This window comes from Cytobacillus stercorigallinarum (genome assembly GCF_014836495.1).
Lineage (GTDB): Bacteria > Bacillota > Bacilli > Bacillales > Cytobacillaceae > Cytobacillus > Cytobacillus stercorigallinarum.
Map to the genome: position 1 here is coordinate 283786 of NZ_JACSQT010000002.1, position 14317 is coordinate 298102.

At 34.8% G+C, this 14317-nt stretch carries 11 protein-coding genes; all 11 read right to left on the bottom strand.

Translation table 11 applies throughout. The features are described 5' to 3' along the window. Window positions 1–210 precede the first annotated feature (210 nt). The 11 genes from H9655_RS05960 to H9655_RS06010 all read right to left on the bottom strand — a co-directional run bounded on the left by H9655_RS05960 (window position 211) and on the right by H9655_RS06010 (window position 14285). Window positions 211–1032 carry an MBL fold metallo-hydrolase gene (locus H9655_RS05960; protein ID WP_191811944.1) on the bottom strand — a complete coding sequence of 274 codons (822 nt, stop codon included), beginning with the start codon at window positions 1030–1032 and terminating at the stop codon, window positions 211–213. Beyond that, entirely contained in the window at window positions 1016–1972 is a 957-nt protein-coding gene (locus tag H9655_RS05965; protein WP_191811946.1) for a ketopantoate reductase family protein, read from the bottom strand. The genes H9655_RS05960 and H9655_RS05965 overlap by 17 nt, the downstream gene beginning before the upstream one ends. Then, entirely contained in the window at window positions 1969–2649 is a 681-nt protein-coding gene (locus H9655_RS05970; protein WP_191811948.1) for a Dph6-related ATP pyrophosphatase, read from the bottom strand. Before H9655_RS05970 ends, H9655_RS05965 begins: the two co-directional genes overlap by 4 nt. Window positions 2650–2763: 114 nt before the next feature. Further along, window positions 2764–4011: an MFS transporter gene (locus H9655_RS05975; protein WP_225230466.1), complete on the bottom strand. Its 1248-nt coding sequence runs from the start codon at window positions 4009–4011 to the stop codon at window positions 2764–2766. 918 nt (window positions 4012–4929) lie between these two features. Beyond that, entirely contained in the window at window positions 4930–5181 is a 252-nt protein-coding gene (locus H9655_RS05980) for a hypothetical protein (protein WP_191811950.1), read from the bottom strand. 609 nt (window positions 5182–5790) lie between these two features. Beyond that, complete coding sequence (locus H9655_RS05985) at window positions 5791–6288, bottom strand: hypothetical protein (protein ID WP_191811952.1); 498 nt, start codon at window positions 6286–6288, stop codon at window positions 5791–5793. Between the two features lie 585 nt (window positions 6289–6873). Then, window positions 6874–7443, bottom strand: coding sequence for a cupin domain-containing protein (locus H9655_RS05990; RefSeq protein ID WP_225230467.1), 570 nt, complete (start codon window positions 7441–7443; stop codon window positions 6874–6876). A 264-nt stretch (window positions 7444–7707) separates the two neighbouring features. Then, window positions 7708–8169 carry a GNAT family N-acetyltransferase gene (locus H9655_RS05995; protein WP_191812670.1) on the bottom strand — a complete coding sequence of 154 codons (462 nt, stop codon included), beginning with the start codon at window positions 8167–8169 and terminating at the stop codon, window positions 7708–7710. Between the two features lie 51 nt (window positions 8170–8220). Continuing rightward, window positions 8221–9480 carry an MFS transporter gene (locus H9655_RS06000; protein ID WP_191811954.1) on the bottom strand — a complete coding sequence of 420 codons (1260 nt, stop codon included), beginning with the start codon at window positions 9478–9480 and terminating at the stop codon, window positions 8221–8223. A gap of 516 nt (window positions 9481–9996) precedes the next feature. Then, window positions 9997–13143, bottom strand: coding sequence for an AAA family ATPase (locus H9655_RS06005; protein WP_191811956.1), 3147 nt, complete (start codon window positions 13141–13143; stop codon window positions 9997–9999). Beyond that, window positions 13140–14285 (bottom strand): exonuclease SbcCD subunit D, encoded by a 1146-nt coding sequence (locus H9655_RS06010; RefSeq protein WP_191811958.1) that lies wholly within the window; start codon window positions 14283–14285, stop codon window positions 13140–13142. The genes H9655_RS06005 and H9655_RS06010 overlap by 4 nt, the downstream gene beginning before the upstream one ends. Between the last annotated feature and the right edge of the window lie 32 nt (window positions 14286–14317).

The window sequence follows — 14317 nt, forward strand, 5'->3', positions numbered from 1 at the left end:
CGCTTTCATTTTTTATAAAAACGTTTAGCAGAGGTAACGGAACTAAAAACATAGAAGTGTCTACAGCCAAACCAAGCAGTCGTTTTGCAAAGTTCTTAGTAGTTGAATGGAAATGTATCATGGAGTAATAAAAAACATAAAATATTATCTGACTAGTCAGTATGTTTTTAATATTCATTATAATAGCAGAGATTTTTTCTCTTGCCAAGACTAAACTGATGATTTTTTGAATTTTTCTTGATAGCCATTAATGATAGAAGTTACAATATGAATTGTATCCCATTCACCGTTTGATATCGAAATCATCTGATAGTGTTTTGGAAAAAATAATTGCTGAATCTCTAAAACACTTTTACCTTCAAGATACAATTGAATGATTTTACCACTGAGATCCTCTAAATAATTCAATTTCGTTCGCAATTGATCTTTACCATTAAGAAAATACCCCGAATGAGAACAAAACATTGCCTCAAAGTCATAAGTTAGCAATTTTTTTATTGATTGGATAATTTCCGGAATGGATTCTGTATCCATCGCAATCTTTGTATGAGGCTGAACATATAAATCACCAGTAAACATTATACCTTTATTGTGGCAAAAAAGGGCCACATGGTCATCCGCATGACCGGGTGTCTCTATTACCTCCCAATCAAGCTGTCTTGACGAAAATTTTTGCGATAATGGATAAGCAGGAAACGCTTTTCTTGCTCCCCATGTTTTTTGCCTATATAAGGGGTATGGCGCATCTTCAGAACAAATCTCTACCCCTAACCGATGACAGAAAATAGGAATTTGTTGATTGGCAAACCACGAGGCATTGCCAGAATGATCTTCATGACTATGTGTTAAAACGACCTGATCAACAAAATAGGATTGATAAAATTGAGTGAAGTCAGATGACATTGAATAAGGCCCAGTATCAATCACCAAACCATCGACAATAAAAGAAAATATTTTTCTTGAAATTCTACTATTTTTCAGTAAATTCCCTTCGGCGCAAATCACACCTTCATGTTTATAAGTTTTCAGCATATCGGTGGTCCTTTCTCCTATCTTTTTCGTCCCAAAATTTCAAAATACTATATAAAGACCTAATCGTTGGCACTTCTATTTCTGTTTCATGAGCAAGTTTAAGAACATACCCACACATCGATTCGTATTCCATTGCTTTACCATTTAAGCGGTCTTGTAGCATGGATGTCTGATGTTCCTTAGCATAGGTCGCTTTTTTAAAAATAGAAGGAATCATTTTTTCTTTATCAAAGGAATACCCTTGTCTTGCTGCCACAGAAACGGCCTCTGATGCCACGTTTTTCGCCAAAGCACTTAGTTCCACACTATCTAATATTTCGCCAATTGTTGCTTTTGTTATAGCAGACAATGGATTAAAGGTAATATTCCAGAGAAGCTTTTTCCACTTATGCATAAGGATTTCTTCTGTGAATTTTGCCCTTATTCCTGCCTCTTGAAATAATTCAACGATGTTTCTCGCTTGATTGCTATTCTCTTTTTGTAATGCACCCATTAATAATTGATGGGAGCCCGATTCTTTCACACAGCCTGGTTCAGTTATACTTGCTTGCACATAAGTCGCACAAGAAAAAATTTTATTACTCGTTAGACTACGTGCCAATATTTCTTCATTATCTACCCCATTTTGCATCGTTACGATCATCGTCTCATCTTTTATCACACCCTTCAGGCTGTCCGCTAACTTTTTCGTATCAGTAGACTTTACACAAAATAGAAGGATGTCTACTGAAGCTAATGCATGGATGTCATTGGTGAAAATTGTATGTTCATTATTTAAGTTAAGGATAGGATATTGCTCACTGACTACTTTTATGCCCCTCTCTTGCAATCTAGTTAAATGCTTACCTCTAGCTAGAAAGGTCACTTCATGATGAGCATTCGCAAGTAATGCCCCAAACAAACTCCCAACTGCCCCTGCACCAGCCACACCTATTTTCATATTTCTACCTCCCCATCATGAGTTAAATGCAAATCAACCTTCTTAGATCCTTCCCATATCACCGTTTCCTTAGTAAGGATAGCAACCACTTTAGAAAAAATCGGTCCATCATAAACAAAGCTATGATATTCTCCTGCTTCTCCCATCGGACAGACTTCTTCTAACTTAATCTGTTGATAAAATGATTCATCAATCTCTCTGCCTAGCCAACTATCAGATAAACAATCAGGGCGGACTCTTATCACTTTAGCTCTATATCCACGCTGAATAAACGAATGTAGAAGTGCATCCACTTCCTCTTTCTTCCTCCATAATGGATAGATAGCCTGTAATCCTACTGATGAAGCAAGCTTCTCTCCCCAGTCTTTATGCGGTCTAAAATAAATGTCTCCAAAGGCGATAGCCTCTAAATCATATTTTAACTTCAATTGCTTTAACTCTTCTACAAATCTATCTGTATAATTATCTATGTCTGTCTCAATAAAATGGATGGGTATACCTAATGATTCACTTTGTTGTACTAACAGATTTGTTTTTTCTCCATGTCCGTGTGTTCTTTTTTCAGATCGTTGTTTTGTTGTAATCAATACTTCAACACTTATTCCATTTGCTAGTAAGTAGTCTAACGCCAAACAAGCGTCCTTCCCCCCACTCCAAGATAAAGCCGTTTTTCCCATGTAATCCCCCTTTTAATAAACTGAATATTCTTATAATGTATCATACTCCTTTCACTCTTTAGCAGCAAATAAACTGTTTGCAGGGCAATCTTATACAAGAATAGCAAGTGCCTGTTATTCATCAACGGATACCCCTTCACTTTTCTCTGTAAAATAACGTTGAAAAGAATGGCGAAAAATAACTAAAACATAAAAGCAAGTGAATACAAAAAGGAGTAGACTCAATGAAATAATGATATTTTTTAATGGGATGAGATTAGTCATCAGCATGATGACACTTAAATAACTTACTTGTAGCATACTTTGCAGTAATTGAAAAATACTTGTCACTCTGCCCATCATTTCTACCGGTATATTATTTTGATAAAAAGTTAACGCTCCAGCATTTAAGAAACTATTAAAAAAACCTAGTAGAATAAAGCTGCTCATTACAGCCGTAAATGACGAGGATAAGGAGTAGAAAACATATCCAATTGCCATCATGAACATTCCACAGGCAATCATTGATCGGATAGATAATCTATTTGCAATAATGGTTAATACAAAAGCGCCAGCAACCGATCCTATCCCCGTAATACTCAGAAGAAAGCTATAATCAGTTTCAGAAAGACCAACTACAGTTTGAATAAAAGCGACCTCTTGTGCATCCATAATATAGGCAATGATCATTAGAGATAAATAACCTAAGTAGACAAAGCTGACATATTTCTCTTTTTTTAAGAAGGTAAAAACGCTGATGAAATCTTCCTTTACTCTGTTAACTGTTAATCGAGGAATCTCCGTCTTCTTCTTATCAACATCTGGTAGAAAGCAAATAAAGACGGCTGCGATGACAAAAAACAAACTAGTTAACAAAAGAGTCACCTCTACTGATGTCAAAAAGATCAATACACCGGCTATAGCTGGCCCAATAATAAAAGCACTGGATGATGTGACCGAACGGAATGTATTGAACCTTTTTCTTTTCTCATAAGGGACTATCATCGTTGTATAGGTTATTGAGGCAGGGACAAAAAATGACTGGCCCACACTTACAACAATTAAAATCAGATACAAGGAGGTTATATTTGTTGCGAAGAACATGGTCACAATTAATAAAGCACGTAAAACATAAGTAATCATCACGATTTTCTTTTTACTACGATAGTCTATAAAACTACCTGTCCACAACTTTGTAATGATGTTGATGATTGGAGAAATCACCCATAGACCAGCGACAGCCGCTGCTGAACCGTCTGTTACTTTGTACACTAGTACATTAATTGCAGCCAAATATACAAAACTACCAATATGCGCACTAGAAAGTGAGAATAATAAAATGATTGGTTTTTTCCATTCTTTCACTTTATGTAATGATATCAATTGTCGCGCAAATCTCCTTTTCACTAAATTTCTAAGACTGATCTATTTACAAATAATAGCACAAATATCCTCAACAAAATAAGCAAGTTTAAAATCATCTAAATTTTCTTTCATTTTATTACATAATACTGTAAGGACACATTTTATGAAAGCGGGAAAGGCATGGTTCTGCAAAAGCTTAGGAGACTATATCTCTCGGTTGATTATAGGTTCTTTCAATAACTACTTGTTTTTCTGGTTCTCTCACTTCTTCCCATCTCCATCTATCATCGTTTTATAACATTAGGTGATCATTCGCTCGAAAAATATTCCAAAATGGTTTAGTCCTTACGAAATATTGCATGTCCTCTACGCTTTCATTTAAGATAGTAGAGAATGTACATATTTTGCACAAAGAAAGGGTTTTCCAATTGAGTTCAACATTCTCTATTTTCTTACCAGCTCTCATCTTTTTTATTCTCTTTATTGTGATGGTCTTTGTTCTTAACAAATACTCCAGTAGTAAAATTGCAACCATTGCCTTTACAATTGTCGGGTTATTAATCTTCATTTACATTCTGTTTTTTATATTCACTTTTGTCCTTTAAAATAGATTCCCTTAGCGAAGAAAAGCAGGTGCAAATCACAAACGGTTTGCACCCTTTTTTTAATGTAGCTTTGAAATAAAGTTTTAGCAAAAATACCTCGCTAACCCTTATTTTACGATAAATAAGGATAATCCATTTGAACAAAAGATTGATCAAAAAGGATTCTTCTTTAGCAGACTTAAGTTTGGTTTTTATAAAAAAGTTTGATCATTTTCTACCTGTGATGCTCAACAATCGAGCCCGTTTGCGGAAGATTAAATTAATGTTTTTTCTTTTTCTTTTAGTTGCTTCACTGGTGCACCAATTACTTAATCTTGTCATTAAAAATCCTTTAACGGGCTAATTCATCGTTATCTATTCCTCTTACAATAATTTCGTATGTTTCATCTTCTTGAAGTAAGTTGGGTAATTTATTTGATTCTATAATTGCATTAGCATCTTTAATCAATTCACTTAAATGTTGATCATTATCTAAATCTGAATCTTGTATAGAAGTTTTTAAAATATATTTTATAGGTTTAGGATTGAAATCTATTGCTATACCCGTATATTGAGCATAATTCACTTTTAATTTTCCATCCATTTTTGAAACAACTTCTATCCATTTATTCTCAGGGTGGCCAACTTCAACAGCAGATGAATTAAAAATAAAGACGTTGGCATTTTCTCCATTTAGAAAGAAAAAAAATTAAAAAAATAGCTCTTATCACTTCAATATTGTGTTTTCTTTCTTGTTTTTTAAGCTCAATTATTTCTTTATATTTTTGTTGTACTCTTCCCTTTTTGAATCTATTCTCATAAGGAGACTCCTTAAAAGTTAGAATTTAGAACCTAATTAATTATTGTGACCATTACAATCATGCATATAATATCATTAATATCCAGCCTCAAGGAAAGCTCCTTCCCTTAATGGCCCTTACACGAGAAAGAGACGTACCTAAATAAGCGTAGCCGATTGCTTAATAACAATTATTTCAAAATTCGCAATATAACTCAATCCTTTTATACATTAAATAAGGCGTATTCCTTGCTCAAGAAATGTACTTCTATTGCGGAAGATATGTTTATTCAATTTTTAGGACAGGCTTAAAATAATTTTTTACAACTTTAATATTATTAGTACGTGATATCTTTCATACGAGAACGGTATTCTATACTTTGTATACTAGTTTTCTAGCTAATTAAGCTTTCTTTAAAAAGTTAGATCATCAATTTCATTATTACGATTTTCCCAGTCGCGAATTATTTTCATCTCGTTGTTAGTTGTGACTGTTATTTCTCCTTTTCTATCTATAGATTCTTCAGAACCATTATCGGAAAAAGTCAAATGTAATGTGTATTTATATTTTTCTGTCTCTTCTTCTGATTCGACTTTTTCAAGAGTAATATCATCTAAAGCGATGCTGTTATTTGTTTTAGATGCAACTTCAGCAGGTATATCGAAAGCCCTATTGGCAAATTGTTTCTCATATTCTTCATCAGATAAGAAAGGTTTCACTTTTTCCCCTATTTCATCAGCAGTAGGGGGGTTTTTAGGATCTTCGATTGTATACTGGTAGGATTTATATTGACTTAAAAATTCTTTAACTTCTTTTTCATCTGCGTTACTACTGCTATTACTATCTTCTGAACATGCTGAGATAAAAAACAGACACATAAATGTAACTGTAAATAAGATGATTCGTTTCATATTGATCATCGCCTCCTTTTACACCAATTATATACTAAATTAGGAATAAAAGGATTATTATATCGAGTCGTACCAGCGAAGCTGACACCACTCGATATAAGGGAATGTCAAAGGTTATATTACGTTGTTTAAGTTAAATGCTGCAATACACATACTCCCATTCTGTAGGAAAGGGTAACATAAATGTTGCTAAATGAAGATTCTTTAGCAATAAAGTTATATAAAAATCTAAGTTTTATACAACAAACGCGCCGGATAACAGAAGAACTTCAATAAACTATTTTTATCCTTCTCGAGATTTTGATATATAATAATTTAATGGTCCTGCAAAAATTAATCCCGCGAGAACAGTCCCCAAGAAGACTGCCGAATATGAGAATAATTCAATGTCACGATCAAAAAAGTAATTCGTAATAATGCGGAGTATAGTAATAATAACTGGAAATCCAAGTGACCAAAATAACATTATTTTTAAACCTTTAGACATTACTTTTCTCCCTTCCCCAAGAAAACTTTTTCAACTAAATGGCCGGATTCTGACACAACTTATGCCATTAAGCGCCCGATTCCAGAATACTATAGATTCTAACCTTCGGCATCTGCCTTTGTTCTATGAACAGTGCCAAATGGATGCTCAGGCGGTGCATAGATTGTGTAGAGTTTTAACGGGATGTTGCCTGTATTCGTTAAATTATGCCACATGCCAGCAGGGACCATAATAGCAGAATCATCATGCACATTCCTTACAAAGTTTAACTGATCTCTACTCTCGCCCATTTGTACAAATCCCTGACCTTCCTCAATACGTAAAAATTGATCTACGTCAGGATGAACCTCTAGACCAATATCTTCTCCGACGTTGATACTCATCAAGGTCACTTGTAGATTATCTCCAGTCCATATAGCAGTTCGGAATGTGTTGTTTTGCCTAGCAGCTTGATTAATATTTACGACAAAAGGGTCTTTTCCATGGTCATTTAATATGGAACGAGTATATCCCTGAGTGTTTGGATATGGCCAATATTGATTTGCATAGCCCACACTATAAGACATATTTCCATAGCCAGGACCAAACATTTTATCATGATTACACATTGGCCCATTACTATAATAAGGGTTCGAATAATAAGGATACATATAAAAAGGGTTATTCATTAAAACATTCCTCCAAAGACATATGATTATAAACCATCATATGTCCCGCGTGTTTAGAAGGTCATTGCTAATTCTTATTCCGTTATCTGGCCCGATTGTTGAATATCGTCATGTAATTTTCACCAAAATCCCTCTTCAGGCAATGTATATTCAAAGGGGTAAATCTTCGCATCTTTTTTTACAAACGTCGCTATTTTATTTTAAATCCCCATTTAATTTAGGAGATTTTAAACTAGCACAAATATCAATAACAAACATAATTATTTAACTTTTCATTGATCGTGTCATAAACACACTATTAGGATCTTCCTTATAGTGGTCAAATGGTTGGCAATACTGAAATCCTCTACTTTCGTACAATTTTCTAGCCGGTTCAAAAGAGTCCATCGAACCTGTTTCTAGACTTAAACGCAAGTACCCCCGCACATTTGCTTCATGAATTAAATGATCTAATAGTTTTCCTGCTACTCCTTTACGTAAGGCATATTTAGCTGTTCTCATCGATTTGATCTCACCATGGCGGTTGTCTATCTCTTTTAAAGCTGCACAACCAACGAGCATACCAGATTCCCAGCAGCTCCAAACGGTCACAGAAGGATGTTTTAAACCATCTAAATTCAATGCATGTGTACTCTCTGGCGGTGATTGACTACTCATATCGGTTAAATGTTCCATTATCAATTGTTGAATAGCTGTACCTGATAAATCATCGATCATCAATTCCATCATCTGTTGTCCCCTTGAATTCTTTTTCTATTATCATAATGTTTTCTGCTATTATTTTTCAATAACTACTTTGCGAAAGATCATTTGATAGCTAAAAGCAAGTACGAGGATACTAGCAAGCATAAAGTAGACACGCTCATACTGAATATATAGTGGCAATTCCTTCTGAAGATTCATTAATAACCCACATAATGTCACTCCAATTCCTCCACCAATAAATTGAAGTAGTTGTAACAACCCCATTCCTGCACTATTCATTTCAACTGATAATAGATAAGCTGTCTCATTAGCTACGCTGCTATTCAACATTGAAAAACCGATACTTGCAAAAATGTAAGCACCCATAATAGAGTACGGATTGTAAGCTGCTAAAAAAGCAAACAGTAATGAGGCGAGCAGTAACGTTAATTGGCCGAGAGAAATAAAACGCTTGCTTCCATATAAATCAATCAACTTACCAATATAGGGGCCAGCAAACATAGCGATAATGGCACCTGGAAATATCAATAGTCCCATAACGATTGGATCTTTATGATGTAAATCCCCTAAAATGAGTGGCATCATAAATAAATTAGAAAAATGAAAAATAAAGCCTGATAAGCCAATGATTAATAATCGAATATAGTCCTTATTTAATAATAATTGCGGGAAAATAAATGGCTGTTTCTGTTTCCACAAATAGAACAATGTAATGATTGCTAAACCTACAAATACGGCGCAGAACAAAAATGATGTTTGAGAGATAGTTAAAAGGGCGGCAATGGTTGTACAACTAGTAAGCAAGCAGCCATATATATCAAAGCTACCTTCCCTACTTTCATTTTTCGGAGACAATTGCATCAAAATAGGCAAAAAGCCAAGAACCATTAGCGGTATAAGAAACAAGTAATTCCAGCCAAAGAATTGTGTTGCTATCCCGCCTACTACTGGACCTAAACCAAAGCCTAATGCTGCACCGGAACCAATCATGGCAATTGATTTTGCTCGTTGTGATATCGGCACAAATTTACTAGCAATGATCATAGATAATCCTGGAACTGCTCCAGCACCAACCGCTTGGAAGATTCGTGCAAATAAAAGGATAATAACATTTTCAGCAAAAAATCCAACCAGCGATGAACATATAAATATAGTAAGTCCAATTAGGAGCAGTTTTTTTATAGAAATATAATCAGATAATCTACTAAATGTGAGAGTGAAAATGGCAAAAGCTACTGAGTATCCAGAAACCATCCACGAACCGATAATAGGCGTAATATTTAAATCTGTTATGATATTTGGTAAGGCAATATTAAACATTGTTGTGTTCATAACGACAAATCAACTACAAAAACAGAGTGCTAAAATTAACTTTTTATATTGTGGGTTTTCTTGCTTTTGAGCGCTCGTTCGAGCATAAGATACAACGACCATGCCTTTTCACCCCCTTTTTATTATTTTCTGATTATTAATAATTATACAATAATTAAACTTTGATTCCTATTATTCCGCTTTTCGAAAGGAAACAAGAGACAATTTTTTTGGCTTGAGGTTCTTGTTAGGAGTTTTTGAACTTAAGTTAACTCAGCTAACCTTGTTTTCATTTTTATTTTTTCGTTCTGAGTGACGCACTTATCTTTTCTGTTCTGCTCTCATCTCTATTTTTTGCTTTCGTATCAGTACTTCCTTTTTGTAAATAAAGTGACAATAAACAAACACACCTATTCGCCCGAAGGTACTATGAATAGTTCATAACCGCTCGGCAAAAAAGTATTTGAAACGAAGTGATGTGATTCAATTGGTTACATAAAAAGGACTCTCTTATCAATGAAGAGAGTCCAAAATTACTTATGTTGTAAAAATAAACTTAGTTGTACTGCCCCCTTTGGATGACTCTACCTCTAGGCGTGCATCCATTCTTTCCTTCAACTCGGGAACATGGGAAATGATACCAACTAGTCTTCCGCTACTCTGGATTTCGATGAGTGATTCAATCGCTTGTTCTAATGATTCAGGATCAAGTGTACCAAAACCTTCATCAATAAACATCGTTTCCATCGAAACGCCACCTGCATGTGATTGAACTACATCAGCAAGACCTAATGCTAGAGCAAGAGAAGCCTTAAAGCTCTCCCCACCTGATAATGTTTTAACATGTCTTTCCTGTCCCGTGTACTGGTCAAATACAAGTAGTTCTAACCCACTTTGTACATTCCCTTTGGAACGATCCGTTTTTCTCGTTAATTCATATCTTCCGTTCGTCATTTTATATAAACGTAAATTGGCTTGAATAAGAATATCATCTAAGAAAGCCGCTAAAACAAAACGCTCAAACGTCAATCTATACGTATTTTGTCCTTTCGAAATATCAGATAAATGACCAATGAGGCGATAACGTTCTTCTAGACCAGCAATTTCTTCATGGATACTTTCTAAAAGTGTATATGCCTTTTCATTATCTCTTTTTTTATACATAAGTTGATTGTATTGCTCATTTTCAAATTGAATCTTATCAACGAGTTCGTTTAATTTCAATTCAATTTGCTCAAGGTCTGGTTTCATTACATCTCTTAATTGATTCGTCAACTCATTTAAGCGGTCATTAACCGAACGAAATTCTTCACGATACGAGCGGATCTCTTGAGCGATTTGTTCACGCAGCTCTTCTGAAATCTGTGCATTGGCATATTCACTATAGCTTTGAAAGCCTTGTTCATGCATTCGATTAACAAAGTCCGTTCTTTCCTGATCTAATTGTCCTTGTAAGTGGTCATATTGTTGAGTGAATGTTTCATACCGCGATTTCAAAATGGTTAATTGTTTAGTAACTTTTTCTTTCTGTTCTTCTGCAAACTTTAATTGCTCTTTTAATGTCTGCAATTGTTCCTGTTTATTTTGTAAAGCCATTTTGTATTGTGGTAAAGAACGCAAGTCTTCAGGAATAATCTTAATCAACCTTTGCAGTGAAGTATGATGTTTTATATATTCATTGTTTAAATCGAGGATAGATTGGTTAAGCGTAGCTGTTTTTTCTGCATACTGAATTTCCTCTTCTTCTAACACTATGATTTTTTCTTGACATTCCTTCAACCTGGATTTTTCTTTTTCTAGTTGATTTTTCCGTTGCATTTTTTTTCTTTCGTTTTCTTCCACTTCTGCTAAAACTTCTTTGGCATTTTCTAATGTGAGAAGGGGTAAATGCTCTGATTGTATTTCTCGCAATAATTTCGCAATTGATTTTTCGATAAATTCAAGTTTAGATTGTACTTGGTAGTATGCTTGCTCAGCCGCTATTTTTTCCTTTTCAATGTCTAATACTTGATGTTTAGCTGCATTTAAATCCTCTTCAGTTGGAATGGTTTCATGACCATTGGCAATTGACGGATGATGAGTAGAACCACAAACAAGACATGGTTCTCCTTGTTGAAGCTGCCTTGCTAGAATACTTGCTTGCCCTTCTATCAACTTTTTCTCGAGTTCGTCCTGAAGTGATTTACTATCATTCAGGCGAGCAATCGCATTTTGTAGATATTTGTCCTTTTCTTTATAAGTTTCCTTTTCAATCACTAATTCACTCTCTAATTGTATAAGTGATTGTATTTGTTTGCTTTCGTATTTTAGTTGATGAAGATGTTGTTCTATTGATAGCATATGCTCTTGGCTTTTCTCAAGCTCTAGCTTCTCTGCTTTTACTTTCTTTAATTCCTGCTGTAAATGATCAAGTTTTTGTTGGTTTTTCTCTATCTCGTTCTTTTTGCTTGTCATTGCATGATCTAAAAAAGAGACCTTTTGCTCTGTGTCAGCAAAAATTTGTATATCATCATGTAAATTTTTTAATGACAACCACTCCGATTCTACTGTTTCTCTTTCTTTCTCACGGAGCAATTCCTTTTCTAATGCTTTATTTGCATACAGTAGCCGTTCCTGCTGAATTTTTTCTTCACTTTGGACTGATTGCATTTGCTCGGAAATATGATTAATTTCTTTTTTTAGACGATGGCAATGTTGTTCCTGTTCGAATAAGACAGCTGCCTTGTACGCCGATGATAAATCTTTCTCTTTCTTCGACATTATTTTCTCATTATCTTTTAGCTGTTCATACCTTTCCGTTAATCTTTCCTTTAATGTGAACTGTTCAATCAACCGATTTCCTTCTATTTTCTTTTGCTGATATTCTAAACTAGTATTTTCAAGCTCTTTTATCTTTTTTGACCAGTCAATTATTTTCTCTTCCATTAGTGCCAATTCTTCTGATAAAAGTTTCACAAACTGATGATGATTGATAGACTGGAACTGATCCTCATCTAGTATTCTCTGTAACTCTTGATTCATAACTGCATGAATTTGCTGAGCGGTTCTCTGCTTTTGCTCGATTTTCGCTTCCACATTTTTTCGCAGTTCAGCTGCTTCATCTTTTAATCTTTCTTCTATTCTTTTATATATCTCTGTATGAAATAGTTTTTGCAGAATGACTTCCTTTTCTTTACTATCTGATGTGAGTAACTTTCGGAACTCTCCTTGTGGAATCATCAATATTTGCCTGAATTGATTGCTATCAATAAGCATGATTTCTTTAATTTTCTCATCTACATCGCGCACATTCGCAGCTAATTGCTGTTGTGTACCATCTTTAGCAATCGAATATAATTCTGCCTTTGCTCCAACGGTTGTGAAGCCATCCCCTCTCTTTTTTTTCTTCAACTGCTGAGGGGAGCGAACAATATAGAATTGTTTCTCTTTGATTGTGAATGTGAGCGATACTTCCGTTATCAATTCTTCTTCTGCAAACTGACTACGTAAGTCTGCACCCATGCGATCTTCCCCACTTGCTTTACCATAAATGGCAAAGGTTATACCGTCAAAAATAGTTGTTTTTCCCGCTCCTGTTTTTCCGGATATAACAAACATTGAACGACCGCCTAATTGAGTAAAGTCAATCTTTTCTTTCCCCGCATATGGTCCAAACGCTTGCATTATTAGTAACTGTGGCTTCATTGGCCAACTCCCTCCCTTCTCATTTTTTCTATTACATCAACGATAATATTTTGCTTCTCCTTAGTGAATTCAGCGGTTGTTACTTCTTGATAAAAATGCGTAAATAGCTCAAGTTCACTTTTTCTCTCATCGGTTAAAATATTTAAGTGAGTCTTCTTTTTCATATCCTGCAACGTACGTTTTCGCTCTAAATGAAGAATATTTGGGTATATTTGCCGTAATTTGTTAATAGGATCAATCAATGCTCCATCATCTAATAGAGTAACTTTTAAATAATCATCCTTTTTCTGTTCACTATAATAACCCTCATCTAATAACTCTTCTAAATAGCCCTCAATTTCTCTCATATCTCGGAGCGGCTTTAAACTTTTCCGCTCTAATTGAAAGGTACCATTTTCATTCATCTCAACAATTGAAACCGATTTTTGTTGTTTGGCCTCTGAGAAAGAATATTTCATCAGAGACCCAGCATATTTAATTTTGTCATGTGATATCGCATCTGGACTATGTAAATGTCCAAGAGCTGTGTAATTAAATAAATCGAAGTTACTGGCACTTACACAACCTGAACCACCAACTGATAATATTCGCTCTGAATCTGTCGTTTCTCCTCCAAGTACGAATGCATGGCCAACGAGCACATTTGGCTCATTATGATTCATGTTCTTGTCTATTTTTTCAATAATCGCTTTCATTGCTTCTTCATGAGAGCTAATTCGATCATCATTGAAAGCATATTTTACTAAACCTGGTTCGGCAAAAGGGACAAGATGAAAATTCACTCCCTTAATATTCACACTTTCAACCGTGTCAGTCAGCTTTCCAGCTAAGTAAAAATTACTTTGTTGGTACCACGAACTGCCAAATGACAATCGTTCTGCACTATCATGATTTCCGCCAATTGCCACAATGGGGACACCTAATTTTACATTGATTGTGAATAATACTTCATTTAATAATTCAACCGCAGCAACTGGCGGGACAGATCGGTCATAAAGGTCACCTGCAATCACTAAACAATCTGGTTGTTCTTCTTCGACAAGCTTAACTAATTGCTTGAGCATATACCGTTGATCTTCTGTCATATAAACCCCATGAACAAGCTTGCCTAAATGCCAATCAGCTGTATGGATAAATTTCATTTATTTTCCCTCTCTTCTATGTATCTATGTTT

Excerpts from the sequence above, each read along its gene's own strand:
- H9655_RS05960 (WP_191811944.1), bottom strand. The coding sequence starts at position 1,032 with ATGCTGAAAACTTATAAACATGAAGGTGTGATTTGCGCCGAAGGGAAT.
- H9655_RS05965 (WP_191811946.1), bottom strand. The coding sequence starts at position 1,972 with ATGAAAATAGGTGTGGCTGGTGCAGGGGCAGTTGGGAGTTTGTTTGGG.
- H9655_RS05970 (WP_191811948.1), bottom strand. The coding sequence starts at position 2,649 with ATGGGAAAAACGGCTTTATCTTGGAGTGGGGGGAAGGACGCTTGTTTG.
- H9655_RS05980 (WP_191811950.1), bottom strand. The coding sequence starts at position 5,181 with ATGGATGGAAAATTAAAAGTGAATTATGCTCAATATACGGGTATAGCA.
- H9655_RS05985 (WP_191811952.1), bottom strand. The coding sequence starts at position 6,288 with ATGAAACGAATCATCTTATTTACAGTTACATTTATGTGTCTGTTTTTT.
- H9655_RS05990 (WP_225230467.1), bottom strand. The coding sequence starts at position 7,443 with ATGAATAACCCTTTTTATATGTATCCTTATTATTCGAACCCTTATTAT.
- H9655_RS05995 (WP_191812670.1), bottom strand. The coding sequence starts at position 8,169 with ATGGAATTGATGATCGATGATTTATCAGGTACAGCTATTCAACAATTG.
- H9655_RS06000 (WP_191811954.1), bottom strand. The coding sequence starts at position 9,480 with ATGAACACAACAATGTTTAATATTGCCTTACCAAATATCATAACAGAT.
- H9655_RS06005 (WP_191811956.1), bottom strand. The coding sequence starts at position 13,143 with ATGAAGCCACAGTTACTAATAATGCAAGCGTTTGGACCATATGCGGGG.
- H9655_RS06010 (WP_191811958.1), bottom strand. The coding sequence starts at position 14,285 with ATGAAATTTATCCATACAGCTGATTGGCATTTAGGCAAGCTTGTTCAT.